This window comes from Pseudomonas sp. LF-5 (genome assembly GCF_037626295.1).
In the GTDB taxonomy this organism is placed as follows: domain Bacteria; phylum Pseudomonadota; class Gammaproteobacteria; order Pseudomonadales; family Pseudomonadaceae; genus Aquipseudomonas; species Aquipseudomonas monsensis.
In genome coordinates, this window is sequence record NZ_JARKMT010000006.1 from 145,270 (window position 1) to 172,200 (window position 26,931).

General features: G+C 61.4%; 23 protein-coding genes. 11 read left to right on the forward strand and 12 right to left on the reverse strand.

The window, feature by feature from the left end; genetic code table 11:
* The first annotated feature begins 86 nt into the window (after window positions 1–86).
* From PseuLF5_RS18730 to PseuLF5_RS18755, 6 genes are all read left to right on the forward strand, one after another.
* The gene (locus tag PseuLF5_RS18730) at window positions 87–719 is read left to right on the forward strand and encodes a TetR family transcriptional regulator (RefSeq protein WP_103520995.1); all 633 of its coding nucleotides are present in this window, start codon (window positions 87–89) and stop codon (window positions 717–719) included.
* A 207-nt stretch (window positions 720–926) separates the two neighbouring features.
* On the forward strand, window positions 927–1,427 hold the full coding sequence (gene ureE / locus PseuLF5_RS18735; RefSeq protein WP_123470967.1) for an urease accessory protein UreE: 501 nt from the start codon (window positions 927–929) through the stop codon (window positions 1,425–1,427).
* Window positions 1,424–2,098 (forward strand): urease accessory protein UreF, encoded by a 675-nt coding sequence (locus PseuLF5_RS18740; protein ID WP_123470965.1) that lies wholly within the window; start codon window positions 1,424–1,426, stop codon window positions 2,096–2,098. Before ureE ends, PseuLF5_RS18740 begins: the two co-directional genes overlap by 4 nt.
* Before the next feature lie 12 nt (window positions 2,099–2,110).
* Window positions 2,111–2,725, forward strand: a complete 615-nt coding sequence (gene ureG / locus PseuLF5_RS18745) for an urease accessory protein UreG (RefSeq protein ID WP_123470963.1) — start codon at window positions 2,111–2,113, stop codon at window positions 2,723–2,725.
* 26 nt (window positions 2,726–2,751) lie between these two features.
* Entirely contained in the window at window positions 2,752–3,324 is a 573-nt protein-coding gene (locus PseuLF5_RS18750) for a HupE/UreJ family protein (RefSeq protein ID WP_123470961.1), read from the forward strand.
* 181 nt (window positions 3,325–3,505) lie between these two features.
* Entirely contained in the window at window positions 3,506–4,639 is a 1,134-nt protein-coding gene (locus tag PseuLF5_RS18755) for an AGE family epimerase/isomerase (RefSeq protein WP_340134296.1), read from the forward strand.
* A gap of 93 nt (window positions 4,640–4,732) precedes the next feature.
* Here PseuLF5_RS18755 and PseuLF5_RS18760 read toward each other — a convergent pair whose 3' ends face one another.
* The 8 genes from PseuLF5_RS18760 to amaB all read right to left on the reverse strand — a co-directional run bounded on the left by PseuLF5_RS18760 (window position 4,733) and on the right by amaB (window position 14,747).
* On the reverse strand, window positions 4,733–5,497 hold the full coding sequence (locus PseuLF5_RS18760; protein WP_123470958.1) for an SDR family oxidoreductase: 765 nt from the start codon (window positions 5,495–5,497) through the stop codon (window positions 4,733–4,735).
* An 840-nt stretch (window positions 5,498–6,337) separates the two neighbouring features.
* Entirely contained in the window at window positions 6,338–7,054 is a 717-nt protein-coding gene (locus tag PseuLF5_RS18765) for an ABC transporter ATP-binding protein (RefSeq protein WP_340134298.1), read from the reverse strand.
* On the reverse strand, window positions 7,051–7,923 hold the full coding sequence (locus PseuLF5_RS18770) for an ABC transporter ATP-binding protein (RefSeq protein WP_128615917.1): 873 nt from the start codon (window positions 7,921–7,923) through the stop codon (window positions 7,051–7,053). The genes PseuLF5_RS18765 and PseuLF5_RS18770 overlap by 4 nt, the downstream gene beginning before the upstream one ends.
* Complete coding sequence (gene livM, locus PseuLF5_RS18775) at window positions 7,920–9,221, reverse strand: high-affinity branched-chain amino acid ABC transporter permease LivM (protein WP_123470953.1); 1,302 nt, start codon at window positions 9,219–9,221, stop codon at window positions 7,920–7,922. Before livM ends, PseuLF5_RS18770 begins: the two co-directional genes overlap by 4 nt.
* Window positions 9,222–9,224: 3 nt before the next feature.
* A complete protein-coding gene (locus tag PseuLF5_RS18780; RefSeq protein ID WP_034151619.1) occupies window positions 9,225–10,139 on the reverse strand; it encodes an ABC transporter permease subunit in 915 nt (304 codons plus the stop codon).
* 241 nt (window positions 10,140–10,380) lie between these two features.
* Entirely contained in the window at window positions 10,381–11,514 is a 1,134-nt protein-coding gene (locus PseuLF5_RS18785; protein WP_123470951.1) for an ABC transporter substrate-binding protein, read from the reverse strand.
* Window positions 11,515–11,882: 368 nt separating this feature from the next.
* Window positions 11,883–13,166: an L-pipecolate oxidase gene (gene amaA, locus PseuLF5_RS18790; protein WP_128615915.1), complete on the reverse strand. Its 1,284-nt coding sequence runs from the start codon at window positions 13,164–13,166 to the stop codon at window positions 11,883–11,885.
* A gap of 90 nt (window positions 13,167–13,256) precedes the next feature.
* The gene (amaB, locus tag PseuLF5_RS18795) at window positions 13,257–14,747 is read right to left on the reverse strand and encodes an L-piperidine-6-carboxylate dehydrogenase (protein WP_123470948.1); all 1,491 of its coding nucleotides are present in this window, start codon (window positions 14,745–14,747) and stop codon (window positions 13,257–13,259) included.
* 163 nt (window positions 14,748–14,910) lie between these two features.
* Between amaB and PseuLF5_RS18800 the strand changes: the two genes are divergently transcribed.
* The 3 genes from PseuLF5_RS18800 (at window position 14,911) to nadE (ending at window position 18,034) form a co-directional block, all read left to right on the forward strand.
* Complete coding sequence (locus tag PseuLF5_RS18800) at window positions 14,911–15,813, forward strand: LysR family transcriptional regulator (RefSeq protein WP_123470947.1); 903 nt, start codon at window positions 14,911–14,913, stop codon at window positions 15,811–15,813.
* 165 nt (window positions 15,814–15,978) lie between these two features.
* Window positions 15,979–17,202 carry a nicotinate phosphoribosyltransferase gene (pncB, locus tag PseuLF5_RS18805; RefSeq protein WP_123470945.1) on the forward strand — a complete coding sequence of 408 codons (1,224 nt, stop codon included), beginning with the start codon at window positions 15,979–15,981 and terminating at the stop codon, window positions 17,200–17,202.
* A 4-nt stretch (window positions 17,203–17,206) separates the two neighbouring features.
* Window positions 17,207–18,034, forward strand: coding sequence for an ammonia-dependent NAD(+) synthetase (gene nadE, locus PseuLF5_RS18810; RefSeq protein WP_123470944.1), 828 nt, complete (start codon window positions 17,207–17,209; stop codon window positions 18,032–18,034).
* A gap of 198 nt (window positions 18,035–18,232) precedes the next feature.
* Here nadE and azu read toward each other — a convergent pair whose 3' ends face one another.
* Entirely contained in the window at window positions 18,233–18,679 is a 447-nt protein-coding gene (gene azu, locus PseuLF5_RS18815) for an azurin (protein WP_123470942.1), read from the reverse strand.
* A 339-nt stretch (window positions 18,680–19,018) separates the two neighbouring features.
* On the opposite strand from azu, the gene PseuLF5_RS18820 reads away from it, so the two are divergent.
* Both PseuLF5_RS18820 and PseuLF5_RS18825 read left to right on the forward strand, forming a co-directional pair.
* A complete protein-coding gene (locus PseuLF5_RS18820; protein ID WP_123470940.1) occupies window positions 19,019–19,606 on the forward strand; it encodes an LOG family protein in 588 nt (195 codons plus the stop codon).
* 68 nt (window positions 19,607–19,674) lie between these two features.
* A complete protein-coding gene (locus tag PseuLF5_RS18825; RefSeq protein ID WP_123470938.1) occupies window positions 19,675–19,860 on the forward strand; it encodes a hypothetical protein in 186 nt (61 codons plus the stop codon).
* A 181-nt stretch (window positions 19,861–20,041) separates the two neighbouring features.
* On the opposite strand, the gene PseuLF5_RS18830 is transcribed toward PseuLF5_RS18825, so the two are convergent.
* The 3 genes from PseuLF5_RS18830 to PseuLF5_RS18840 form a co-directional block, all read right to left on the reverse strand.
* Entirely contained in the window at window positions 20,042–20,932 is an 891-nt protein-coding gene (locus PseuLF5_RS18830) for a transglutaminase family protein (RefSeq protein ID WP_128615696.1), read from the reverse strand.
* Complete coding sequence (locus PseuLF5_RS18835; protein WP_340134302.1) at window positions 20,932–23,418, reverse strand: circularly permuted type 2 ATP-grasp protein; 2,487 nt, start codon at window positions 23,416–23,418, stop codon at window positions 20,932–20,934. Before PseuLF5_RS18835 ends, PseuLF5_RS18830 begins: the two co-directional genes overlap by 1 nt.
* 88 nt (window positions 23,419–23,506) lie before the next feature.
* The gene (locus tag PseuLF5_RS18840) at window positions 23,507–26,782 is read right to left on the reverse strand and encodes a transglutaminase family protein (RefSeq protein WP_340134303.1); all 3,276 of its coding nucleotides are present in this window, start codon (window positions 26,780–26,782) and stop codon (window positions 23,507–23,509) included.
* Window positions 26,783–26,931 lie beyond the last annotated feature (149 nt).

Genomic DNA, 26,931 nt, shown 5'->3' on the forward strand with positions numbered 1-26,931 from the left:
CTGCCTGACCTGCCCCTGCGGTTCGACGCCGACAAAGTCGATTTGCTAGAGTGCGACGCTTGTCCTGCCGAAGAACACACCTTGCGATGCTGCCCCGCGCCGAACAGAAACAACAGACCCGCAACGCCCTGATGGACGCTGCCCGCCACCTGATGGAAAGCGGCCGAGGATTCGGCAGCCTGAGCCTGCGCGAGGTGACGAAGACCGCCGGCATTGTACCCACCGGTTTTTATCGGCACTTTGCCGATATGGACGAACTGGGTCTGGTGCTGGTCAGCGAAGTCGGCCAGACCTTCCGCGAAACCATCCGCCTGGTGCGGCACAACGAATTCGTCATGGGCGGCATCATTGATGCGTCGGTGCGGATCTTTCTCGATGTGGTCAGCGCCAATCGCTCGCAATTCCTGTTCCTCGCGCGCGAGCAGTACGGCGGCTCGCTGCCGGTGCGCCAGGCGATCGGGCGTTTGCGCGAAAACATCAGCGCCGACCTCGCCGCCGACCTGAGACTGATGCCCAAGCTGCAGCATCTGGATGCGGCCGGGTTGAGCGTGATCGCCGACCTGATCGTCAAATCGGTGTTCGCCACTTTGCCGGACATCATTGATCCCCCCGCCGAAGCCTTGCCGGAGCATCTGACGCCCCAGGCGAAGATCACCCAGCAACTGCGCTTCATCTTTATCGGGCTCAAGCACTGGCAAGGGCTGGGCAGTACCGAGTAACAACCTCTTCCTTACCGACACTCCTACAAAGGTGCAGCATCACGGCCTCCATTTGGTGCATGTAAAAACCTTCATGCACCAAAACACCCCAAAAACCCGCAACATCTTGAAACATCCACTACGCTCCGACAGGGATTTCCTACATCCCGTCCGATTGGCAAGGCCCTTGCTCTAGCCTGAGCATTGTCCATAGCTGGAAGTTTTCCGATGCTGGTGATTCACCGCAGAATCGAGTCTCAACCCGTCTGGGCCGCCGAGTTGCACCTGACCTTCGAAGCCCGGAGCAAAAGCCGTTTGCGCTGTTTCAGTGCCGAGGGTGAAGACGTCGGGTTGTTTTTGGAGCGCGGCCAGCCCCCGTTGTTTGATGGTGAGTGCCTGCAGGCCGAAGACGGCCGCATTGTCCGCGTCTGCGCTCGCCCCGAGCAATTGCTGCACGTCACCTGCGCCAATGCCTTTGAACTGACCCGCGCCGCATATCACCTGGGCAACCGCCATGTGGCGCTGCAGGTCGGCGATGGCTGGCTGCGCTTGCTCGACGACTATGTGCTCAAGGCCATGCTTGAACAGCTCGGTGCACAGGTCGAAGCGATCGAAGCGCCGTTCCAGCCAGAGCACGGCGCCTACGGTGGCGGCCATCACCATTCGCGGCACGGCGACGAAGATTTCAACTACGCGCCAAAACTCCATCAGTTCGGCGTACGCCTGTGAACCCGGCCTGGGCGCTGCTGCGCCTGGCCAGTCCGCAATTGCCGATTGGCGGCTACAGCTATTCGCAAGGCCTGGAAATGGCGGTGGAAAACGGTCGCGTCAACAACCCGGACAGCGCCCGGCGCTGGATCAGCGATCAGTTGCTGCTCAACCTCGCACGCTTCGAAGCGCCACTGCTGCTGGCCCACTGTGCGGCAGCGGCGGAGCAAAACTGGGATGAATTAAGGCAGCTGTGCGAATCCCACCGCGCCAGCCGCGAGACCCGCGAGTTGCATCTGGAGAGTCGGCAGATGGGCTACTCGTTGCAACAACTGCTCAGCGGCTTGCCGGAACTCGACACCCCCGCTCGCGAATTTCTTGATCAGTGTGCTGAACCGCATCTGGCTCTCGGCTGGGCACTGGCGGCGCGTGCCTGGGGCATCAGTGCGCAAGACGCCCTCGCCGCCTGGCTCTGGAGCTGGCTGGAAAACCAGCTCGCGGTGCTGATGAAAACCCTGCCGCTGGGCCAGCAAGCCGCCCAGCGCCTGACCAGCGAACTGCTGCCGCTGCTGCAACAGGCGCAGCAGGACGCCACCCGAATCCATCCCGAACACATCGGCAGCGCCGCGTTCGGTCTGTCCCTGGCGTGCATGGCCCATGAGCGCCAGTACAGCCGTCTGTTCCGTTCCTAGGAGAAACACCACATGAACGCACAACCTCTGCGAGTCGGCATCGGCGGCCCGGTCGGTTCCGGCAAAACCGCGTTGACCCTGGCCCTGTGCCTGGCTCTGCGCGAGCGCTATAACCTCGCGGTCGTCACCAACGATATCTATACCCGCGAAGACGCGGATTTTCTGGTGCGCAACGAAGCACTGGCACCGGAGCGGATCATCGGCGTGGAAACCGGTGGCTGTCCGCACACGGCGATCCGCGAAGACGCCTCGATCAACCTCGAAGCGGTCGACCAACTGAACCGGCGCTTTCCGGGGCTGGACCTGATTCTGGTGGAGTCCGGTGGCGACAACCTGTCGGCGACGTTCAGTCCGGAACTGTCCGACCTGACCATTTATGTGATCGACGTCTCGGCCGGCGACAAGCTGCCGCGCAAGGGTGGGCCCGGTATCTGCAAGTCGGACCTGCTGGTGATCAACAAGATCGACCTGGCGCCGCTGGTGGGCGCGTCGCTGGAGATGATGGACAGCGACACAAAACGCATGCGCAACGGCAAGCCGTTCGTGTTCAGTAACCAGAAAACCGGTCAGGGCCTGGAAGACATCATCGCCTTCATCGAACGCCAGGGCCTGCTGACCGCTGCCTGATCAATGACCAACAAGGAAGCTTATCCATGACACTTAAACGCATTCTGGGCGCTGTCGCGCTGCTGCTGACGCCGGCGCTGGCCTTCGCCCACCCGGGGCATGGCGACAGCGGTCTGGTCGCCGGCATCAGTCACCCGATTGGCGGCCTCGACCATTTGTTGGCGATGCTGGCTGTCGGTTTGTGGGCCGCGCAGCAGCAGGGCGCCGCGCGTTGGGCGCTGCCGTGCACCTTTGTCGGCACCATGCTGATCGGCGGCATGCTCGGCTTTGAAGGGCTGGAACTGCCGGCGCTGGAAAGCGGGATTGCCGCATCGGTGCTGGCGTTGGGTCTGGCCGTGGCATTGGCGGTGCGTCCGCCGTTGGTCATGGCAGTAGCGGCGACGGCGCTGTTTGCGTTGTTCCATGGCGTGGCGCATGGTCTGGAACTGCCAGACATGAGCAGTCCTTGGACGTATGCGGCGGGTTTCGTTGTGGCGACCGCCGCTTTGCATGCCGTCGGTTATGGCGTGGTTCGCGTGTTGCCGCAGGCAGCGGCGCCGCTGGTGCGGTTGGCGGGTGCGGCTTCGGCGGTGACTGGGGCCTGGTTGCTAGCAGGCTAGTTTTTATTGTCTGAACTGGCCTTTTCGCGAGCAAGCTCGCTCCCACATTGGATTTGTGGCGAACACAAAAACTGTGGGAGCGAGCTTGCTCGCGAAGGCGGCCGATCAGACGCCGCATCGCTGATGTCAGTCTCTCTGCTACCATGTCGCGCAATCGCCCCAGCCGTGACGACGTCCGCCCATGCCCCACGCTTCCCGTTCCGACCTCCTGCCTGAATTGACCGCCCTGTTCAGCGACGTGCACCAGCACTTCGTCAACGTCATCGTGCCGCTCTGGCAAGGTCCGGGCTGGAACGCCGACATGGCGCTGCCTTACGAAGCGCTGGACGCCGCACACCAACCGCTGCCACCGCAACGCTATCGGACGATGGCCTGCGCACGGCAGCTGTACCTGTTTTCCAGCCTGATCGGGGTTGTGGATAACGCCGAAGTCCGTGCGGCGGCGCTGTTTCGCTCGTTGCAACGGCACTTTCACGATGCCGAACACGGCGGCTGGTTCTACAGCATTGATCCACAGGGCCAACCGCTGGACCAACGCAAGGATCTCTACACCCACGCCTTCATCCTGTTCGCCTGCGCGCATTACTGGGAAAAATCCGGCGATCCGCTGGTCGAGTCGACGTTGAATGCGGCGCTGGAAATCATCGGCCGGCGCTTCGCCACCGGCGATGGTTTGTATGAAGCGTGTCTGAACCGCGACTGGATCACCCTCGAGACCGGCCCGTTGCAAAACCCGCTGATGCACCTGGCCGAAGCGTTCCTCGCCACCCTTGCCGTGCGCGAAGATGCCCAGACGCAGACAGCGTTGCTGGCGTTATGCACAGCCATGCACAAGCAGTTCGTCGATCCGCAATATGGCTTGTTGATGGAGAAGCCGCTCGGGGCTGTGGATAACTGGTATGAGCCGGGGCATCAGTTCGAATGGTATTTCCTGTTGGAGTCGTCGCCGCTGTTACGCGAATCGAAACTGCATTCGGCGCTGGACCGGACGTTTGCGTTTACCGAGCAATATGGCGTGGAACAGGCGACCGGTGCGGTGTGGGCGATGCTTGACCTGCAACAGGACGCACGGCCCAAGGATTCGACCCAGCGTATCTGGGCGCAGGCGGAATACCTGCGTGCCCTGACGTTGCGCCCGGACAGTGAAGCCGTGGTGCTGCGCCAGTTGCAGGCGCTGCAGCAGCGGTTCCTGCATGCCGGGGGCTGGCATGAGTGCCGGGATGAGCAGGGTGAGGTCAGCCGCAAGGACATGCCGTCGACCACGCCTTATCACCTGGCGACGTGCTACAGCGGTTTAGCCGAATACCTGCGCTAACAGATAAATCGCCATCACGAGCAGGCTCACGCCTACTGGGAAATACATTCCAACTGTAGGCGTGAGCCTGCTCGCCATGGCCGTTATGCGGTCTTAAACCTTGTTACGTTCGATGGCAAACCCGGCCCAGGTCTGGCTCACCGGCATCAGCTCGAGGCTGTTGATGTTGATGTGCGCCGGCGTGTTCATGACCCAGAAGATCGTCTCGGCGATGTCCTGCGGCTGGATCGGCTCGGCGCCAGCGTAGGTCGCGTTGTAGCGCTCCTGGTCACCGGCAAAACGCACCAGCGAGAACTCGCTTTCGCACAGGCCCGGCTCGATGTTGCTGACGCGCACGCCCGTGCCCTGCAGGTCGCAACGCAGGTTCAGCGAGAATTGTTTAACGAACGCCTTGGTCGCGCCATACACATGGCTGCCCGGGTACGGATAGTTGCCGGCGATGGAGCCGAGGTTGACGATACCGGCGCCACGGCCATGCGCGATCAGGCGTGGCAGCAGCAGACGTGTGGCGTACATCAGGCCTTTGACGTTGGTGTCGACCATGGTGTCCCAGTCATCCAGGTCGCACTTCGGCGCCGGGTCAACACCCAGCGCGAGGCCGGCGTTGTTGATCAGTCCGCGCAGCTTGGCGAACGATGGCGGCAGGTTGGCGATCGCCTCTTCCATCGCCTTGCGATCGCGTACATCGAGCACCAGGCCGTGGACTTCGGTCTGCGTGGACAACTCGGCGCACAGGGCGGTCAGGCGTTCTTCACGACGGCCGGTCAGCACCAGTTTCCAGCCGGCCTCGGCAAAACGGCGGGCACAGGCTTCACCAAAACCGGACGTCGCGCCGGTGATAAACAGGGTGTTGGACATCGTGTTCTCCTTGCTTCGGCCGCCGAGGCGGCCCTTGGAATAGAAAATCAGCAGGCAGCATGCCCGCCCGCGCATGCACGGGCAACACCCACAAGCTGTACAAAAAACAACCAAGCCTGCCAACACCATAGCCACCGTGGCCTGCAGCCATGTGCACGCATGTTATCCACAGTCCCTTCCACAGTTTCCGGGGGCAAGTGCAAACGCGCAAAGCCGCGCCACATAAGGCTTTGCGGGGGAAATAGAAAGTTTTTTGCTTGACCCTGAAGTGGCAGTTGTGCCGGACGTGGCATTTTGCACGACCGACCGGTCACACCAGTGATTGCGCGAGGCCAGCAATTACGGCCCTCAGCGCGGTCTTTCCAGAGTTTAATCACAGACTTATCCACAGGCTTGTTCACATGGAACAGCCTGATAGTCGACGCCCAGAAAAAGGTTGACAACGAAGGTGTCAGCTCCTGCAAAAAAGCCTGATCAAAAAACAGCCACCCCCTTGCAGGCCACGTTTTAAAAGGCTTGCAGCCAGATACACCCACCTTATTCACAGCCAGCTCCACAGCAAACGGGGACAAGTCAAAACTGTGGAAAAACAGCCATTTGCAGCGTCTATATGTCGCGCTTTGGCAGCAGGCGGAATTTGTTTTCCACAATTCGCGAATCCGGCGCAAATCAACTGAAGGAGTGAGCCTGCTCGCGATAGCGGTGTATCAGCCAGCGGTGATGGCGAATGGGAAACCGCGATCGCGAGCAGGCTCACCCCTACGGGGTTTTACGGTGGGTTTGAGAGATAAAAAAGCCCCGGGACTTGCGTCGCCGGGGCTGTGCATAACGAGGGAACAATCAGTGCCCGCCCAGATAAGCGTTACGCACCTCCTCATTCACCAGCAGTTCCTTGCCTGTGCCAGTCAGGCGAATCTCGCCGTTGACCATCACATAGGCCCGGTCCGACAGCTTCAACGCGTGATTGGCGTTCTGCTCGACCAGGAAGATGGTCATGCCGGTTTTCGCCAGTTCGCGCAGGGTGGCGAAGATCTGTTTCACCACAATCGGCGCCAGGCCCAGGCTCGGTTCGTCGAGCAGCAACAGCTTCGGCCGACTCATCAGCGCGCGGGCGATGGCGAGCATTTGCTGTTCGCCGCCGGACATGGTCATCGCCCGCTGCGTACGCCGTTCCTCGAGCCGCGGGAACAGTTCGAACATGCGCCGCATGTCTTCCTTGGCGTACTTGTCGCCAATCGGGATGGTGCCCATCAGCAGGTTCTCCTCGACGGTCATGTCGGGGAACACCCGCCGCCCTTCCGGCGACTGCGCGATGCCGTTGGAGGCGATGTAGTGCGAGGACTTGTGGGTAATGTCGACGCCTTGATAGAGGATCTGCCCGCCCGCCGCCCGTGGCTGGCCGAAGATCGACATCAGCAGCGTCGACTTGCCCGCGCCGTTGGAGCCGATGAGGCTGACGGTCTCGCCTTCGTTGATTTCAAGCGACACGCCTTTGAGGGCCTGGATCGGGCCGTAGAACACGTCCAGGTCCTTGAGTTGGAGGATCGGTTGGGTCATGCCACTTCCTCTTCATCGGCGCCGAGATAGGCGGCAATCACTTTCGGATCATTGCGAATCGCTTCAGGGCCACCTTCGGCGATGACCACGCCGTGGTCCAGCACCACGATGTGGTCGGAGATGCTCATGACCATGCCCATGTCGTGTTCGATCAGCACCACGGTCAGATCGTGCTCGTCGCGCAGCAGCCGGATCATCGCGCTCAGCGCTTCGGTTTCCTGAGGGTTGAGGCCGGCGGCCGGTTCGTCGAGGCAGATGATCTGCGGCCGCGTGCACATGGCCCGGGCAATCTCCAGACGGCGCTGTTGGCCATAGGACAGTTCACCGGCGAGACGGTTGGCGCAGTCCACCAGATCGACCACTTCCAGCCAGTAGAACGCGCAATCCAGCGCATCGCTTTCGGCCTTGCGGTAGCCCTTGGTGTTGAGGATACCGGCGAGCATGTTGCGGTTGACCCACATGTGCTGGGCCACCAGCAGGTTTTCCAGCACCGACATTTCCTTGAACAGGCGAATGTTCTGGAAGGTCCGCGCCAGTCCCGCACGGTTCACCAGATGCGTACCGCCGAACATCTTGTAGTACAGACGGCTGAGGAACGACTTCGGCGAAACGAAATCGGTCGGTTTGAACGACTCGCCCAGCAACTGGATGACGTTGGTCTGCTTGCCGCGCACGTTGAGTTCGATCTTGCCGCCGGAGGCCTTGTAGAACCCGGTCAGGCAGTTGAACACCGTGGTCTTGCCCGCACCGTTGGGGCCGATCAGGGCGAAGATCGAGTTGCGTTTGACCTTCAGGCTGACATCACTCAAGGCCTTGATGCCACCGAAATGCATCATCAGTTTTTCCACAGAGAGTACGACTTCACTCATGGCGCAGCCCTCTCATAGTGAATGGCACCTTTGCGTGGAGTGACCCCGGTACGGCTGATGCGGATCAGCCCTCGTGGTCGCCAGATCATCATTAACACCATCAGGATGCCGAACAGCAGCACGCGGTATTCAGCGAAGCCGCGCAGCAGTTCCGGAGCAACCGTGAGCACGAACGCCGCAATCACCACGCCGATGGTCGAGCCCATGCCGCCGAGCACGACGATGGCGAGGATCAGCGCTGATTCGAAGAAGGTGAACGAGGTCGGGTTGACGAAACCCTGGTAAGTGGCGAAGAACACACCAGCGAGGCCGGCCGTCGACGCACCGATGGTGAACGCCGAGAGCTTGACCAGCACGTGGTTGAGGCCCATCGAGCGGCAGGCGATTTCGTCTTCACGCAGGGCTTCCCAGGCGCGGCCCACCGGCATCTTCACCAGCCGATGCTTGATGTACAGCACGGCCAGTACCACCAAGAACAATACCGCGTAGATGAAGTAATACTTCACGTCCGGGTTGTAGGCGATGCCGAAGAACTCATGGAACGGCACCCCGCCATCCTTCGCCCGCTTGCCGAACTCCAGACCGAAGAACGTCGGCAACGGCGCCGGCATACCGTTCGGGCCGCCGGTCAGTGACAGCCAGTTGTTGAGGACCAGGCGAATGATTTCACCGAAGCCCAGCGTCACGATCGCCAGATAGTCGCCATGCAGGCGCAACACCGGGAAACCGAGGATGCAACCGGCCAGGCCGGCAGTGACCGCCGCCAGTGGCAGCACGGTCCAGAACCCCAGCCCGAGGTACTGGTAACCGAGTGCCAGACCGTAGGCGCCGATGGCGTAGAACGCCACGTAACCGAGGTCGAGCAGACCGGCCAGGCCGACCACGATGTTCAGCCCCAGCCCCAACAGCACGTAGATCAACCCGAGGATGACCACGCCCAGCAGGTACGAGTTGGAGACAAACGGCACAATGATCGCGAGCACAATCAGCAGCGGGATGATCCAGCGCAGACTGGATTTGTGGTCGGACGGCAATACATGCACGCCCGAACCGCTGCTCTCGAACCCGTCGAGAATCTTCAGGCCCTTGGGCGTTTGCAGAAACAGGCTGAGGGCAAAGCGGCCGAGCATGACGATGCCGATGATCCACGCCACACGGGTCGGCTCGAGGTTGAAGCTGTAGCCGTCGAGTACCACGCCGACAATCGGGCCGAACACGATCAGGGCAATCAGGCCGGCCAGAATCGCCTCAACCAGGCTTTTTTTGATATCAATGCTTTTTTGAGTGGTTGAAGACATCGCTTACACCTTCGACACAAGAGGACGGCCCAACAGGCCCTGCGGCCGGAAGACCAGAACAAGTACGAGCAGCGAGAAGCTGAACACGTCTTTGTAGTCGGAGTTGACCAGGCCGGAGAACAGCGACTCGGAGATGCCGAGAATGATCCCGCCGAGCATCGCGCCAGGCAGCGAACCAATACCGCCCAGCACCGCCGCGGTGAACGCCTTGATGCCGATAATGAAGCCGGCATAGAAGTCGAAAGTGCCGTAGTTCATGGTGATCAGCACGCCGGCCAGCGCCGCCATGGCTGCACCGATGATGAACACATAGGAAATGACCCGGTCGGTGTTGATGCCGAGGATCGACGCCATCTTGCGATCTTGCTGGGTCGCGCGGCACATGCGGCCGAGCTTGGTGTACTTGATCACGTAGGTCAGCAGACCCATGCCGACGAAGGCGGCCACCAGAATGAAGACTTTGGTGTAGGTCAGTTGCACGAAGCCAGTACCGACTTCAACTCGCCACGCACCGCTCAGCAGGGTCGGCACACCCTGTTGTTTGGCGCCTTGGGCGATCTGTGCATAGTTTTGCAGGATCAGGGAGATACCGATGGCGCTGATCAACGGTGCCAGTCGGGTGGAGTTGCGCAGGGGTTTGTAAGCGACTCGCTCGATGACCCAGCCATACACCGCCGTGATCACGATGGTGAAAATCAGCGTGCCGAGCATCAGCAGCGGGAAGGATTCAATACCGAAGTAAGCCAGCAGAGCCAGACTGATTGCCGCCAGGTAAGCGGAAATCATGTAAACCTCGCCGTGGGCGAAGTTGATCATGCCGATGATGCCGTAGACCATTGTGTAGCCGATGGCGATCAGGCCATAGACTGACCCGAGGGTCAGGCCGTTGACCAGTTGCTGCAGGAAAATACCATCCATAACGCAATCTCACGCAGTGAGAACCTGCACATCGGTGATGTGCGGTTCTTCTAGGAAAAATACAGATTTACGTCGGAGCAATGTCAGAGCGCGAACAGTTCGAACACCACTGGACCTTGTGGGAGCTGGCTTGCCAGCGATAGCGGTAGACCATTCAACACAGTTGTCGACTGTCAGGCCGTCATCGCGGGCAAGCCCGCTCCCACAGGGATTTGCGGAGTTCAAAGGGTCGCGTCAGCCCTTACTTCTGTTTTTCCAGCTGGTGATATTTGCCGTCCTTGTCCCACTGGTAAACCACGTAGTCGGAGACTTTCAGGTCGCCCTTGGAGTCCCAGGTTTTTTCGCCCATCACGGTTTTCACCGGGTTGGCCTTCAGCCACTTGGCAGCGGCTTCGCCGTCGTTTTTCTTCGCGCCGTTGAACGCGGCCGCCAGGGTTTGTACCGAAGCGTAGGCGTACAGGGTGTAGCCCTCAGGTTCGGTACCGGCCTTGCGGAAGGCGTCTACCACGGTCTTGCTGTCTGGCAGCAGGCGTGGGTCGGCGCCAAAGGTCATCAGCACGCCGTCGACGAATTGCGGGCCACCGGCAGTGGTCACCAGTTCGTCGGTCACAATGCCGTCATCGGACATGAACTTGACGTCTTTCAGGCCTTGCTCACGCAGTTGGCGAACCAGCGGACCGGCCTCCGGGTGCAGGCCGCCGAAGTAGACGACATCGGCGCCAGCGCCACGGATCTTGGTGACGATGGTGCTGAAGTCTTTTTCGCCACGGGTCAGGCCTTCGTACAACACGGGCGTCACGCCGCGTTTGACCAGTTGTGCCTTGGTGGCATCCGCCAGGCCTTGGCCGTAGGTGTCTTTGTCGTGCAGCACGACGACTTTCTTGCCCTTGAGCACGTCGACGATGTAGTCGCCGGCCACAATGCCTTGCTGGTCATCACGCCCGCACATACGGAACATCGCGCTGAGGCCACGCTCGGTGACTTGTGGGTTGGTCGAACCCGGGGTGATCGCGATGATCCCGGCTTCGTCGTAGATTTCCGACGCTGGAATGGTCGAAGAGGAGCAGAAGTGACCGACTACACCGGCGACTTTCTGGTTGGTGAGGTCCTTGGCGACCGTCACGGCCTGCTTCGGTTCGCAGGCGTCATCGCCCTTGACCAGAACGATTTTCTCCCCGTTGACGCCGCCCGCCGCGTTGACCGCGTCCGCCGCGGCCTGTGCACCCTTCATGTACTGCTCGCCAAATGCCGCGTTGGCGCCAGTCATTGGACCCGCTACACCGATTTTCACATCAGCTTGAGCAAACGCAGAAACACCCAGCGCAGTAGCGACTGCGAGGGCCAGAAAGCCTTTCTTGTAAAACGTCTGGGACATGAGGTGGTGCTCCAAGGTTTTTTTTAGTTGGCACTGCGACTTCACTTCACTGATTGCTCTGAGCAAGCGCCGTGCCATCGGTTTTTTATTCTTCAAAAAGTCGCTGCTTTCTTGTTATTTCGACTGTTTCGTTCCCATTTTCATTGGGCGTGCAACCGTCTAAACCGCGGAAGGTGAAACCTTTTAAAATCTCAGGCGCAACCCGCCTGCGCCATCATTGCAACCGCGGCACCAAACGACGTGCAACCAGCCTGTAACAGCCCGCGTCACCGAACTGCACACTGCTGGTGCGGGACTGCTACAACCCGCACCATTACAGGCTAGTCGCTGCATCGAAAAGCGCCGCTTCCGGCAACATATTTCAACACTCAGATAACGATGCGCAGGCACTGGCCCGCGTGATACAGCGAGAACCCGGCCTCGTACAGGCAACTGCGCAGGCCCACACCCGCCAGGGGCTGCATCGGTGCAAAAGGAATCGGCAAGGCTTGAGGATTGCCGTGACACAGGTAATCGGCGAACGCCTTGCCAACCACCGTGCCGGTGGTAACGCCACGCCCGTTGTAACCGGTGACGGCCACCAGTCCCGGTGCCGGTTCGAACAGGCGCATCAGGTGATCGGGGGTGAAGGCGATGCGCCCGGTCCAGGTGCATTCCCATTCCACCGGCTTCAGGTTAGGGAAGTAGTGTTGCTGCACACGATCGGCCCAGGCCTTGAGAAACCACGTGGGTTTCTGATTGCCGTTGCCGAGGCTGCCGAGCAACAACCGTCCGTCCTTGTCGCGGCGGATGCTGCTCAACACCTGCCGGGTATCCCACGAGCCCTGCCCGCCCGGAAGAATGGCCTGCGCGGCGTCTTCGGTCAGTGGCACCGAGGAGACCTGGTAGTAGTAGCCGGGGAAGAAGTTACGCTTGAGTTCAGTCCAGTCGCCTTCGGTGTAGGCGTTGGAGGCGATCACCACTTGCTCGGCGAGCACCGAACCCTGCCCGGTCTGCACCGACCATTGCGGGCCCTGGCGTTCGAGGCGGGTGACCGGCGAGTGATCGAACATCTGCCCGCCCAACCCTCTCACAGCGTTGGCCAGACCGGTGACATAGGCCATGGGGTTGAGCGTGCCGGCGCGGCGATCGAGCAATGCGGCGGCAATCTTTTGCGTACCAGTGGCCTGTTCACAGGCCTTGCCGGTGAGCAACTCGACCGGCGCACCACGACGCTTCCATTGCTCTTCGCGACTGCGCAGATCCGCCTCACCCTTGGCGTTGTGCGCCATGTGCAGAGTGCCTTCGCGGCGCAACTGGCAGTCGATGTTGTATTTATCCACCAGGCTGAACACCAGCGCCGGCGCCGCCCCGAGCATGCGGTTGAGCTGACTGCCGACCGCCTCGCCGAAACCGGCTTCGATCTCGTCCGGTGGAATCCACATGCCGGCATTGACCAGCCCGACGTTGCGCCCGGAACCGCCGTGCCCGGCGCGATGCGCTTCCAGCACGCAGACGCTTTTACCTTTTTCCAACAGATGCAGCGCCGCCGACAACCCGGTAAACCCGGCACCGATCACGCAGACATCGACCTTGACCTCGCCGCGCAGCGCGGTGTTATCCGGGCGTTGCGGCGTGAGTTTTTCCCACAGACATTCTTCGCGTAACGGCATTGCCAAGCTCCTGTCGGAGCAGCTGCAAGCTTTAAGCTACAAGCAGCAAGCCGATCTGCTTGTAGCTTGGGGCTTGAGGCTCGCTGCTGCTTAATCGAATGTAATGCCCTGCGCCAGCGGCAATTCCAGCGAATAGTTCACGGTGTTGGTCTGGCGGCGCATGTACGCGCGCCATGCGTCGGAGCCCGACTCACGACCGCCACCGGTTTCCTTCTCGCCACCAAACGCGCCGCCGATTTCCGCGCCGCTCGGGCCGATGTTGACGTTGGCGATGCCGCAGTCACTGCCGACCGCCGACATGAACCGCTCGGCCTCGCGCACGTCGGTGGTGAAAATGCACGACGACAGGCCTTGTGGCACCGCATTGTTCAGGCGCAGCGCTTCCTCGAAATCGCTGTAGCCGACCACGTAGAGGATCGGCGCAAAGGTTTCGCTGCAGACCACATCGCTCTGCTCCGGCATTTCAACGATGGCCGGCGACACGTAGTAGGCATTGGGGAATTGCTCTTCGAGCTGACGCTTGCCGCCGAATACCCGGCCACCCTCGCTCAGCGCCTGCTCCAGCGCATCCTGCATGTTTTCGAAGCTGTGCTTGTCGATCAGCGGGCCGATCAGATTGCCTTCCAGCGGATGACCGATGCGCACTTTCGAGTACGCAGCTTTAAGGCGAGTGACGATCTCTTCCTTGACCGACTCATGGGCGATCAACCGACGCAATGTGGTGCAGCGCTGGCCGGCAGTGCCGACCGCACTGAACAGAATCGCGCGTACCGCCATGTCGAGATCGGCGCTTGGGCCGAGGATCATCGCGTTGTTGCCGCCGAGCTCCAAAATGCTACGGGCAAAACGCGCGGCGACTTTCGGCGCCACTTCGCGGCCCATGCGGGTGCTGCCAGTGGCGCTGATCAGCGCGACACGCGGGTCATCGACCAGCGCTTCGCCGGCATCGCGGCCACCGATGATCACTTGGCACAAGTTGGCCGGGGCATCGGTGAAATTCTTCACCACACGATCAAACAGTGCCTGGCAGGCCAGTGCAGTCAGCGGGGTTTTCTCCGACGGTTTCCACACCACCGGGTTGCCGCAGACCAGCGCCAGCGTGGTGTTCCACGCCCACACCGCGACCGGGAAGTTGAACGCACTGATCACGCCGACCACGCCCAGTGGATGCCAGGTTTCACGCATGTGGTGGCCCGGGCGCTCGGAGGCGATGGTCAAGCCGTACAACTGACGGGACAGGCCGACGGCGAAGTCGCAGATGTCGATCATCTCCTGCACTTCACCCAAACCTTCCTGGGTGATCTTGCCCGCTTCCCACGACACCAGCTCGCCGAGATCGGCCTTGTATTCGCGCAACACTTCGCCGAACTGACGCACCAGTTCGCCGCGACGCGGAGCCGGAACCTTGCGCCATTGCTCGAACGCATGATCTGCGCGACTGATGTGCTGCTCGACTTCGGCCGGGCCTTCCCAGTTCACCGCAGCGATGCGGCTGCCGTCGATGGGCGAATGCACCGGCACCTTGCCGTTCTGGTACAGGGCCGGGTTCACACCGAGACGATCAAGCAATGCGGCAACCATGGGTCACTCCTCAAGCAAAAAACTGAATGTGTGCGGACGCTTTTTCGCGACCGGGCAGGCCTTTAGTTGTAGCGTCACAATGGCGAGGCAACAAACGACCTTTACGCGAGATATCATTCCGTTTATTCATGCTGCGCTGAGAAAGACAAGAAAAGGACCACCCATGCTGAATAAACGCCACCTGCCGTCGATCACCGCGTTGCAGTGCTTCGAGGCCGTGACCCGACACTTGAGTTTCACCCGGGCCGCCGAGGAGCTGAACCTGACCCAGAGCGCCGTCAGCAAACAGGTGGCGCAGCTTGAGGAGTTGTTGCAGCACTTGTTGTTCCGCCGCGTGCGTCGTCGCCTGCAGATGACCCCGGCCGGGGATTTGTACCTGGTGGAAGTCCGAAAAATCCTCACCCAGGTGGAAATGTCGACGCATTACCTGCGTTCCTACGGCGGCGAGACCGAAGTCCTGCGCGTGTCTACGCCTTCGACCTTCGGCGCCCGCTGGCTGGTGCCGCGCCTCAAAGGCTGGCGCCTGCGCCACCCGTCGATTCACCTCGATCTTTGCAACGAGCAGGAGGCGGATGATTTGCTGCAAGGGCGCAGCGATCTGGCGTTCTACTTCGGCCAGGGTTCACGCCCCGGCACCGAGTGCCTGAAGTTGTTTGGCGAGGAGCTGGTGCCGGTCTGTGCGCCGGGCAGCCTGCCGGACAAACCCTTCACTGACCCGACGCAACTGACCGACCTGGTGCTGCTGCAAAACGCCTCGCGCCCGCAGGCCTGGCACGACTGGTTCGACAGCCAGGGTTACCAGACCGAGCACAGCTACCACGGACCCCGCTTCGAAACCTTTTATATGTGCATCCGCGCCGCCCAGGTCGGTTGCGGTGTGGCGTTGTTGCCACGGTTTCTAGTGGAAGAGGAATTGGCCGACGGCAAACTGGTCATTCCCTGGCAGCATGCAATGCCCAGTTCCGACGCTTATTACCTGGCCTATCCGGAGCACGCGGCGGAGGTGCCGAAGGTGCGCGATTTTGTGAAGTGGATGCTCGAACAGATTGATAGCCCGGATGCCTGACTATCAATCGCCTGACACACCTCCAGTGGCGAGGGCGCTTGCTCCCGCTCGCCCCGGTTGACCTCACGCACAGCAGAAATCGCTGGCAATCCCTGCCGCTGATATGCGCCACTAGCACCATTGTTTGATACCGCGCAGGGCGCGGTGCACCTGGAGACCCCGTTTATGAGCGAGAGTGTGTTTGCCGATCGCATCGTGCAGAACCTGCTCGACACCGACTTCTACAAACTGACGATGATGCAGGCGGTGCTGCACAACTACCCCAACGTCGAAGTCGAATGGGAGTTCCGTTGCCGTAACGCCGAGGATCTGCGCCCGTATCTGGCCGAGATCCGTTTTCAAGTCGAGCGTCTGGCCGAATTGAGCCTGAGCGCCGACCAGTTGAGTTTTCTTGAGCGCATCAGCTTCATCAAACCGGATTTCCTGCGTTTTCTCGGGCTGTTCCGCTTCAACCTGCGCTACCTGCACACCGGCATCGAGAACGGCGAGCTGTTCATCCGCCTGCGCGGGCCGTGGTTGCATGTGATCCTCTACGAAGTGCCGTTGCTGGCCATCGTCAGCGAAGTGCGCAACCGCTATCGCTACCGCGACACGGTGCTCGAGCAGGCCCGCGAGCAGCTTTACCGCAAGTTCGACTGGCTCACCGCGAATGCCTCTGCCGATGAACTGGCGCAATTGCAGGTAGCCGATTTCGGTACCCGTCGACGCTTCTCGTACCGCGTGCAGGAAGAAGTGGTGAACGTGCTCAAGCACGATTTCCCCGGGCGCTTCGTCGGCACCAGCAACGTGCACCTGTCTCGCGAGCTGGACATGAAACCGTTGGGCACCATGGCCCACGAATGGATCATGGCCCACCAGCAACTCGGCCCGCGGCTGATCGACAGCCAGATCGCTGCGCTCGATTGCTGGGTCCGCGAGTACCGTGGCTTGCTGGGGATCGCCCTGACCGACTGCATCACCACCGATGCATTCCTCGGCGATTTCGACCTATTCTTCGCCAAGCTGTTTGACGGTTTGCGTCATGACTCCGGCGATCCCGTGGCCTGGGGTGAAAAATGCATCGCGCACTACCACAAGCTCGGCATCGACCCGATGAGCAAGACCCTGGTGTTCTCCGACAGCCTGACCCTGCCCAGGTCGCTGGAAATTTTCCGCGCCCTGCACGGCCGGATCAACGTGAGCTTCGGCATCGGCACCAACCTGACCTGTGACATTCCAGGTGTCGAACCGATGAGCATCGTGCTTAAAATGACCGCCTGCAACGGCCAGCCGGTGGCGAAGATCTCCGACGAGCCAGGCAAGACCCACTGTAAAGACCCGAATTTCGTCGCCTATTTGCGACACGTGTTCCAGGTTCCTGCCGATTCCAGTCTATCTAGCAAGGAGTGAATTCATGCAAGCCGTACAGCGTGAGATTGCTGAACAGCTCAAGGTGCAACCGCCGTTCGCTGACTACCAGGCCCTGCAGGCCGAAGTCGCCCGGCGCATTACCTTTATTCAGGATTGCCTGGTCTATTCCGGGCTCAAGACGCTGGTGCTGGGCATCAGCGGCGGTGTCGACTCGCTGACCGCCGGCCTCCTGGCCCAGCGTGCCATGCGTGAACTGCGCGAGCGCACTGGCGACGACAGCTACAAGTTCATCGCCGTGCGCCTGCCGTACGAAACCCAGTTCGACGAACACGACGCCCAGGCCTCGGTGGATTTCATCGCCCCGGACGAGCGCCACACCGTCAACATCGGACCGGCGGTGAAGTCGCTGGCCAGTGAAGTTGCGGCGTTCGAAGGCAAGCACGCGGTGTCGGTGGATTTTGTGCTCGGCAACACCAAGGCGCGGATGCGCATGGTCGCCCAGTACACCATCGCCGGCGCGGCCCACGGTCTGGTGATCGGCACCGACCACGCGGCGGAAGCCGTGATGGGTTTCTTCACCAAGTTCGGTGACGGCGCCTGCGACCTGGCCCCGCTCAGCGGCCTGGTGAAAAACCAGGTCCGGGCGATTGCCCGCAGCTTCGGTGCGCCGGAGTCGTTGGTCGAAAAAGTCCCTACGGCGGACCTTGAGGATCTGTCGCCGGGCAAACCGGACGAAGCCTCCCACGGTGTGACCTATGCCGAGATCGACGCCTTCCTGCATGGCGAGCCGGTGCGCCAGGAAGCGTTCGACATCATCGTCAACACGTACAACAAGACTCATCACAAGCGCGTCATGCCGTTCGCACCCTGATCGGTGATGGAATGAAAAAGCCCGCTGAGGCGTGATCCTCAGCGGGCTTTTCTTTGGCCAGAACATCGCTCGAGGCGGATGGCCTCTTCGCAGGCAAGCCCGCTCTCACAGGATTTCAGGTGTACACAAAAGTTGTGGCAGACATAGAACCTGTGGGGGCGGGCTTGCCCGCGATGAACGATGACACGGTGGCCCGCCTTACTTGACCGTAATGGTGCCTTTCATCATCGAGATGTGGCCCGGGAACGAGCAGAAGAAGCCGTATTTTTCAGCGGCATTCAGTTTCGACACGTCGAAAGTCAACGAGTCGGTTTCCTTGGCACCGATGATCTTGGTGTGAGCGATGACGCGCGCGTCGCCGTCTTTCAGGTAGTTCTTGTCGATGCCGGCAGCCAGGCCGTCAGTAGCAATCGGCTGCATGTCCGCTTCTTTGCTGATCACCAGGTTATGGCCCATGACGTTTTTCGGCAGGCTGCCGGAGTGGGTCAGTTCGACGGTGAACGTCTTGCAGCTCTTGTCGATCACGATTTCCTTGGTGTTGAAGGACATCTGATCGGTGGAGTCAACGGTGGTTTTGCACTCGGCAGCCATCAATTGGCTGCTGGCCAGCGCCAGCAGGGATACCGCAACAACTTTGGAAAACATGGTGAATCTCCAAGGCAGGGTTAACAAAACACGAATGATGGAAAGACTGCCTGAAATCTTCGCAAGTTCCTATGACTTGAGTCAAAAATTGTATACAACTTTCAGGCTATGACACTCATCGAAACAATCTACCGGCCAGATGCAACGGACGCCCCTATGATCGGCCCATCTACTGAGACGGAGTGCCTGTCATGTTCTTTAACGGTCTGTTGTGCAGTTTGCTTGCCGCCTATGCCTGCGGCGCCAGCGGTACTTTTGAATCGCCGGAGCGAGAAGTCTAGCCCTTGGATCAGGGCGTGCCAGCCGTTACCCTGTGACGGATTGACCCAGGAGGAAGGCATGTCTCTCACATCCGTTTGTGTATTTTGCGGTGCCAACGCCGGTACCGATCCGGCTTACACTGAAGCCGCCAAAGCCCTTGGCCGCGCGCTGGCCGAGCGCCAGTTGACCCTGGTCTACGGCGGTGGTGCCGTGGGCTTGATGGGGCTGGTCGCCGATGCCGCACTGGCCGCCGGTGGTGAAGTGATCGGGATCATTCCGCAGAGCCTGATGGACAAGGAAATCGGCCACAAAAGCCTGACACGCCTGGAAGTGGTCGACGGCATGCACGCGCGCAAGGCGCGCATGGCTGAACTCAGCGATGCATTCATCGCCCTGCCCGGCGGCCTCGGCACGCTGGAGGAGCTGTTCGAAGTCTGGACCTGGGGCCAGCTCGGCTACCACGGCAAGCCGCTGGGGCTGCTGGAAGTGAACGGTTTTTACAGCAGACTCACCGCTTTTCTTGACCATATCGTCGGCGAAGGCTTCGTTCGTGCGCCACACCGTGACATGCTGCAAGTGAGCGAATCGCCAGACACCTTGCTCGACGCCCTCGATCAGTGGAAGCCGACCGTCACGCCGAAGTGGGTCGACCAAAAACCCGGCTAACCGCCGGACACCGATACAGGGCAGAATACGCGCCGCTCAACCTCACCTTCGACCCCAGAGGATCGCCCATGGCCAAACCCAATTACTCCTTCGCCAAACGTCAACGAGACCTGGCAAAGGAACAGAAGAAAGAGGAAAAGCTTCAGCGCAAGAAACAAATGGCTGAAGAAGCGGCACTGAACCCTGACGGTGAAGTGGCGACTGATGACGATGATGATGTTGAAGCACCGAAAGATCAGGCGCCCGACGCCTGAGCTGATTGCTGATTCGCTCCCTGAGGGAGCGATCTGTGGCGAGGGGATTTATCCCCGATGGGTCGCGAAGCGGCCCCTGTGTCCGGCCTAATCGAATGAGTTGTCTGGACTGGGCGACTGCTTCGCAGCCGATCGGGGATAAATCCCCTCGCCACAAAAGCTCCTCACGCTCGAGTTGTCTTCAGTCCAGTGGCATCACGGTGACCCGCACTTCCGGGTCGTGGCTACCGCCCCCCAGAATCACCCCTCGCAACGGCGACACATCGGAAAAGTCCCGGCCCCAGGCCAGGGTGATGTGCTCCAGCGCCGGCTGCACATTGTTGGTCGGATCGAAATCCACCCAACCCAATACCGGACAGAACACTGACACCCAGGCGTGCGACGCATCGGCGCCGATCAGACGTGGCTGTCCCGGCGGTGGCTGGGTCAGCAGATAGCCGCTGATGTAACGCGCCGCCAGCCCTCGCGAGCGCACACAGGCGAGCATCAGGTGGGCGAAGTCCTGACACACGCCACGGCGGCGCTCCAGCACCTCCACCAGCGGCGTCGCCACCTGCGTGGCCTCGGCATCGAACGTGAACTCGCTAAAAATCTTCTGCATCAAGGCCTGCACGCCCAGCATCAAAGGCCGGCCCGGCGGGAAGCAGCTTTCGGAGAACTCGACGAAGCTGCGTTTCAGGTGCACGTAGGGTGACTGAAAGCGATAACGACAAGCCTCCAACATTGCGGCGGACAACGGCTGACTGCTGTAGGTCAGCGCATTGCACGTCTGCTCCCACGCCGGGGACAGATTGAAGTCCGCCGGCGGTCGCGCCAGCACTTCAACGGTGAGCCGTGCGTTGACCTGCAACTCGTCGTGCGGCCGCTCGAAGGCCAGACGGGTCAGCGGATTGCCGAAGACATCGAGTTCGTCACGCCGGGTTGTCGGCTCCGGACTGATCAGCAATTGCTGTTCGGTGCAGCGCTGCCATGTGCATTCACGGGGCCACAAGTGCGCCAATTGCTGCGCCAGCGACACCGGGCTGTCGTAGTGATAACAAGTGTCGTGGAAGATCTGGTAATTCGCGCTCATCAGACTGACACCGTCCGCTGGCTGACATCATCGACATGGGCAAAGTGGCGCAGGGCCAGGCGATCCGAGACTTGCCCGCTGGCCTCGGCGATGTCTTGCAGCAAGTCCGCCAGACCATCGAGTGCGGCGCGCACGCTGGATTCGCCGAACAGCGAATTCTCCAGACAACCCAGATCAAAGCGTGCCAGACGCTCGACCAGTTGCGACAGTCCGGCCTCGCGGGGCACGCCGAAATCATCGTTCAGGCGTTTCAGCGTGCGGGTCACCAGTTTCAACTGGAACAACACTGCATGCGGGTTCTGTTCGTCGAGCAGCAACAAGTCGAGCACCGGGATCAACTGCGCCACCGCCAGATAACGAGAACGGTAAGTGATGCTGCTGTTGCCCAGCTCCAGCAGCCACTCAAGCCCTGCCTGATCGAACGCGGCGCTCCCTCGCAGGAACGCCGCAAGGCTGCTGCTGAGAAACTGCAGGCGTTCGATGCGCCGACCGATCATCAAAAAGCGCCAGCCTTCGTCGCGGGTCATGTCGTCCAGGGCGAACCCGGACAGCGCCGCCAGCGACATCACCAGGCGGTTGAGAAAGTCCAGCAACTCGCCGAAGTCCGGCGCGTCGGTGTCCAGCTCCATGGCTTCACGCTGCAACTCCACCAAGGCCTGCCAGTTTTCCCGGGAGAGCTTGCCGCGCACCTGCGAGGCGGCCCACTGCAAGCGCTGCAGGTTGGAACGCAGGCTGAATGACCAGTCTTCACCGAGCAATGCGGCGAGCAGTCGCTCCGGCAATTCACCTTCGTCTGGCAACAACGTCAGCCGCTCGCCGAGATCGACCGCCGCTTGCAAGGCCTGCGGATCATCGCCATCGACATACCGCGCGAGCATGATGCGCAGCAATCGCGCACTGTCATCGCAACGCTCGCAATAGCGGCCGAACCAGAACAGGTTTTCCACCACCCGTGACGGCAGATATGGATCGCGGCGCACCAGATCATGCACACCGACATTGCGCTGGGTTTTCCATTGCTCACCACTCGGCGGGCGCTCGCCCAACACCCAGGTGTCCTTGCTCGCACCGCCGCGTTGCATCGACACCACTTCGGCATCGGCCTCGGCGGCCACCCGGATCAGGCCACCGGGCAGCACGCGGTAGCCGTCGCGACTGGCCACGGCGTACATGCGCATGCCGATGGCCCGCGGTTGCAACTGGCCGTCCTCGGCTTGCCAGATCGGCGCCTGTGACAGCTGCGCCAGCTCTTGCGCCACGTAGGCATAGGGCCGGGCCTGCATGCGCTCGGCGAGCGCCTGACGCTGTTGCTCACTCAGATCCCGGCCGAACACCGGGGCAAAACTTTGTGAGGGGAAGGCCGGTTTGATCAGCAGCTCCGGCAGTTTTTCCAGGGCCTGCGCCAGCACCGGCGCCTCGCCGCACCACCAGGTGGCGATGGACGGCAGGATCAGCTCTTCGCCAAACAGGTATTGATTGATCTTCGGCAGAAACCCGAGCAACCCCGGTGACTCCAGCACACCGCTGCCCAGGGCGTTGGCCACCAGCACCCGACCCTGCCGCACCGCTTCCAGCAAGCCGGGTACGCCGAGCGCCGAATCGGTACGCAACTCAAGCGGATCGCAGAAGTCATCGTCGAGCCGGCGCATGATCGCGTGGACCCGGCGCAAACCGCTGAGGGTTTTCAGGAACACCGTGGCATCGCGCACCGTCAGATCGCCGCCCTCAACCAGCGGATAACCGAGCTGGCGCGCCAGATAAAGGTGTTCGAAATAGCTTTCGTTGAAGCGTCCGGGCGTCAGCAGCACCACCAGCGGCGCGTCGTCGTCACAGGGCGCCTGCCGCGCGAGGGTTTCCTGCAGGGTACGGAAGAACCCGGCCAGGTGCTGCACCTTCAGATCGCGGTACAACTCGGGAAACGCCCGCGAGACGATGGTGCGGTTTTCCAGCGCATAACCGGCCCCCGACGGCGCCTGAGTGCGATCCGCCGTCACCCACCAGCGCCCGTCCGGCGTGCGCGCCAGATCCACGGCGTACAGATGCAGAAAGTTCTCTTCCGGCGGCGCAATGCCTTGGCAAGGCCAGAGGAAATTGTTGTGACCGAAGACCAGCTCCGCCGGCAACAGCCCTTCGCTGATCAACCGTTGCGGGCCGTACAGATCGGCCAGCACCGCATTGAGCAGGCGCGCCCGCTGGGCGATTCCGGCTGACAGGTGCTGCCACTCGTCAGCGGCGATCACGTGCGGCAACAGGTCCAGCTCCCACGGCCGATCAGCGCCCTTCGGGTCGGCGTAGACGTTATAGGTGACGCCGTTTTCCTGAATCTGCCGGGCCAGCAACGCCTGACGCTGCACCAGTTGCGCCGGGCTGCTGCGCTGTAAATGATCGAACAGCCGCTGCCAGTGCGGGCGCACTGCACCACTGCCATCGAGCAGTTCGTGATAAGTGCCCGCAGTGAGCGGGTAGCGGTCTAGCAGGTCAGGCATGGAAAGCTCGGCAGACAGCAAGGAACGGTCAGACTAACGCAGGCAGATGACGCCCGGATATACGAAAAATCCGCACGTCGCGCAGGAATTAGAAACGTCGCAAATCGAGCGTCATCGGCAGTTCGTCGGAAACGGTCGGATTCGGTATCGGAAGTTTCCCCGGCGTGTGGCCGATGCGGAAGAAACGCGCCATGCGCCGGCTCTCCGCCTCGTTGGCATTGACCGGCAGTGTCTCGTAGTTGCGCCCGCCCGGGTGCGCCACGTGGTACTGACAACCGCCCAGCGAACGTTGCATCCAGGTGTCGAGCAGGTCGAACACCAGCGGCGCGTGCACCGGAATCGTCGGCTGCAGGCAATTGGCCGGTTGCCAGGCCCGAAAGCGCACGCCGGCGACGAACTCGCCGATCCGCCCGGTCGGTTGCAGCGGCACCGGGATGCCGTTGCAGGTCAGCAGGTAACGCTGCGGCGGCAAGCCCTTGAGCCTGACCTGCAAACGCTCCAGCGACGAATCGACATAACGCACCGTGCCACCCGCCGTGCCCTCCTCGCCCAACACATGCCAAGGCTCCAGCGCCTGCCGCAGTTCCAGTTCGATGCCATTGACCGCGTAATCGCCCACCTTGGGAAAGCGGAATTCCAGATGCGCGGCGAACCATTCGGCGCGCAATGGATAACCGGCATTGTTGAGTTCGACGATGACGTCGGCGAAATCCTGCTCAATGAAATGCGGCAGCATGAAGCGGTCGTGCAGTTCAGTCCCCCAGCGCGCCAGTTTCGGCGGCGCATAGGGCTCGCGCCAGAATCGTGCAACCAGCGCCCGCAACAACAACTGCTGAGCCAGACTCATGCGCGCATGGGGCGGCATCTCGAAGGCGCGCAACTCCAACAGACCGAGGCGCCCGGTGGCACCGTCCGGGGAATACAGCTTATCAATGCAGAATTCGGCGCGATGGGTGTTGCCGGTGACGTCGATCAGCAAGTTGCGCAACAGCCGGTCGACCAGCCACGGCGCACACTCCTCGCCCGGCGCCGGCATTTGCGCGAAGGCGACTTCCAGTTCATACAACGCATCGTTACGCGCCTCGTCGACCCGTGGCGCCTGGGAGGTCGGCCCGATGAACAAGCCGGAAAACAGATACGACAGCGACGGGTGGTTGTGCCAATAACTGATCAGGCTGCGCAGCAGGTCCGGACGGCGCAGAAACGGCGAGTCCGCCGGTGTCGCGCCGCCGAGCACGAAATGGTTGCCCCCGCCAGTGCCGGTATGGCGGCCGTCGATCATGAATTTCTCGGTGGTCAGGCGGGTCTGGCGTGCCTGTTCATAAAGAAACTCGGTGCGTTCGACCAACTCTTCCCAGGTTGCCGACGGCTGCACGTTGACCTCGATCACGCCCGGATCCGGGGTGATGCGCAAGTTGCTCAGGCGCGGATCGCCTGGCGGTTCGTAGCCTTCCAGCAGCACCGGGCAACGCAGTTCTGCGGCCGTCGCCTCAATGGCCGCGACCAGCTCCAGATAGTCCTCGAGCCGCTCCAGCGGCGGCATGAACAGGTACAAACGCCCCTCGCGAGCTTCGGCGCAAAACGCGGTGCGGGTCAGCCAGTCGGCGGATTCGTCGATCTGCGGCACACGCTCGTCAACGCTCGCAGGTTCAGCGTGGCGGTTGAGCTGCGCGGTATCCGGCAACGCGGGAAAATCCTGATTCGGATCCTGAGGATGGATGAACGGATACTCGGCGGCTTTTACCCACGGCTGTGAACCGAGCGGCAGCCGATAGCCCAGCGGCGAATCCCCCGGGACCAGACGGCAATGTTCGTCACGCAGATACCAGCGCCCGCTCTGCCATTGATCGCCCTTGGCCGTGCGCGCCAGCGGCAGTACCTGGCCGATGACCTTGTCGAGACCCTGGCTGAAAACCTTGCGCAGCCGGGCGCGCTCCAGAGGTTCTTCCAGACGCGAATCCTCGGCGCTGACATTGCCCGGCAACGCCCCCTCGCGCCACAGGTAATAGAAATGGTCCTCGTAAGCCGGGAAGACAAAGCGCGCAGGCAATTTCAGACGCTCGGCGACGCTCGCCAGAAAGCGTCCGGCCAGCTCGCCGTCAGCGCCGTAATCTTGCTGCTCATCGGCGATCAGTGCGTCGTTGTGCCAGATCGGCACGCCATCACGGCGCCAATAACAATTGAGCGACCAGCGCGGCAGCTGCTCGCCCGGATACCATTTGCCCTGCCCGAAATGCACCAGCCCTTGCGGTGCGTAATGCTTGCGCAGGCGCTGGAACAGTTCGGCCGAAAGCCGACGCTTGTCCGCCCCCAGGGCGGCGGTGTTCCATTCGGCGCCGTCCGGGTCATCAATGGAGACGAACGTCGGTTCGCCGCCCATGGTCAGACGCACATCCCCTTCCAGCAGGTCGGCATCGATCTGGCGGCCCAGCGCCTGAATCGCCAGCCATTGCTCCTCGCTGTAGGGCTGGGTGACCCGTGGGGCTTCCCAGATCCGTTCCACCGACATTTCGTGGCTGAACTCACACTCGCACGGTTCGACCAAGCCACTGATCGGTGCCGCCGAGGACGGATCGGGACTGCAGGCCAGCGGGATATGCCCTTCGCCGGCGAACAGCCCGGAAGTGGCGTCGAGGCCGATCCAGCCGGCGCCCGGCAGATAGACTTCGCACCAGGCGTGCAGATCGGTGAAATCGACTTCGGTGCCGGACGGACCATCGAGGCTTTTCACATCGGCGGTCAGTTGAATCAGGTAACCGGAGACGAATCGCGCCGCGAGGCCAAGGTTACGCAGCAATTGCACCAGCAACCACGCCGAGTCGCGACACGAGCCAGAGGCGTGTTCGAGGGTGTGTTCCGGGGTTTGCACGCCCGGCTCCATGCGGATCAGGTAATTGATGTCCTCGCTCAGACGCTGGTTGAGCGCTACCAGAAAGTCCACGGCCGGCAACGGCGTGCGGTCGATGCCGTCCAGATAGGCTTTGAAGGTCGGCGTCAGCGGCAGGGTTTCGAGGTACGGCGCCAGCTCCTTGCGCTCATCGGCGGCATAGGTGAAGGGGATTTTCTCGGCGTAGGGCTCAAGGAAGAAGTCGAACGGGTTGAACACGGCCATCTCGGCCAGCAGATCGACTTCGATGCGCAACTCATCGGTTTTCTCGGGGAACACCAGACGCGCCAGGTAGTTGCCCTGGGGATCCTGCTGCCAGTTGATGAAATGCTGCTCGGGCGAGACTTTCAGTGCATATGAAAGAATCCGCGTGCGGCTGTGGGCAGCCGGGCGCAGGCGAACGATCTGCGGGCCGAGTTCGACAGCGCGGTCGTAGCGGTAATGCGTAACGTGATGCAATGCGACATGAATCGACACGGCGTGCCTCCTGCGAGCCCAAGCGTATTCGAAAGCGCGCAAGACTTATGCCATGCACAGGCTTGGGCGCTTTCCCGGAATGCTCAGGGCAGTACAGCACCAAAATCGGGCGATGCGGGGAAATGGTTTGGCCTCATTGCACGTAAATG

Bases quoted from the DNA above. Each gene is read 5' to 3' on its own strand.
- PseuLF5_RS18830 (WP_128615696.1), bottom strand. From the start codon at position 20,932: ATGAGCGCGAATTACCAGATCTTCCACGACACTTGTTATCACTACGAC.
- PseuLF5_RS18820 (WP_123470940.1), top strand. From the start codon at position 19,019: ATGTCTCTCACATCCGTTTGTGTATTTTGCGGTGCCAACGCCGGTACC.
- PseuLF5_RS18835 (WP_340134302.1), bottom strand. From the start codon at position 23,418: ATGCCTGACCTGCTAGACCGCTACCCGCTCACTGCGGGCACTTATCAC.
- PseuLF5_RS18780 (WP_034151619.1), bottom strand. From the start codon at position 10,139: ATGGATGGTATTTTCCTGCAGCAACTGGTCAACGGCCTGACCCTCGGG.
- livM (WP_123470953.1), bottom strand. From the start codon at position 9,221: ATGTCTTCAACCACTCAAAAAAGCATTGATATCAAAAAAAGCCTGGTT.
- PseuLF5_RS18800 (WP_123470947.1), top strand. From the start codon at position 14,911: ATGCTGAATAAACGCCACCTGCCGTCGATCACCGCGTTGCAGTGCTTC.
- nadE (WP_123470944.1), top strand. From the start codon at position 17,207: ATGCAAGCCGTACAGCGTGAGATTGCTGAACAGCTCAAGGTGCAACCG.
- PseuLF5_RS18765 (WP_340134298.1), bottom strand. From the start codon at position 7,054: ATGACCCAACCGATCCTCCAACTCAAGGACCTGGACGTGTTCTACGGC.
- amaB (WP_123470948.1), bottom strand. From the start codon at position 14,747: ATGGTTGCCGCATTGCTTGATCGTCTCGGTGTGAACCCGGCCCTGTAC.
- amaA (WP_128615915.1), bottom strand. From the start codon at position 13,166: ATGCCGTTACGCGAAGAATGTCTGTGGGAAAAACTCACGCCGCAACGC.
- PseuLF5_RS18755 (WP_340134296.1), top strand. From the start codon at position 3,506: ATGCCCCACGCTTCCCGTTCCGACCTCCTGCCTGAATTGACCGCCCTG.
- PseuLF5_RS18825 (WP_123470938.1), top strand. From the start codon at position 19,675: ATGGCCAAACCCAATTACTCCTTCGCCAAACGTCAACGAGACCTGGCA.
- PseuLF5_RS18730 (WP_103520995.1), top strand. From the start codon at position 87: ATGCTGCCCCGCGCCGAACAGAAACAACAGACCCGCAACGCCCTGATG.
- ureE (WP_123470967.1), top strand. From the start codon at position 927: ATGCTGGTGATTCACCGCAGAATCGAGTCTCAACCCGTCTGGGCCGCC.
- PseuLF5_RS18750 (WP_123470961.1), top strand. From the start codon at position 2,752: ATGACACTTAAACGCATTCTGGGCGCTGTCGCGCTGCTGCTGACGCCG.
- ureG (WP_123470963.1), top strand. From the start codon at position 2,111: ATGAACGCACAACCTCTGCGAGTCGGCATCGGCGGCCCGGTCGGTTCC.
- azu (WP_123470942.1), bottom strand. From the start codon at position 18,679: ATGTTTTCCAAAGTTGTTGCGGTATCCCTGCTGGCGCTGGCCAGCAGC.
- PseuLF5_RS18760 (WP_123470958.1), bottom strand. From the start codon at position 5,497: ATGTCCAACACCCTGTTTATCACCGGCGCGACGTCCGGTTTTGGTGAA.
- pncB (WP_123470945.1), top strand. From the start codon at position 15,979: ATGAGCGAGAGTGTGTTTGCCGATCGCATCGTGCAGAACCTGCTCGAC.
- PseuLF5_RS18785 (WP_123470951.1), bottom strand. From the start codon at position 11,514: ATGTCCCAGACGTTTTACAAGAAAGGCTTTCTGGCCCTCGCAGTCGCT.
- PseuLF5_RS18770 (WP_128615917.1), bottom strand. From the start codon at position 7,923: ATGAGTGAAGTCGTACTCTCTGTGGAAAAACTGATGATGCATTTCGGT.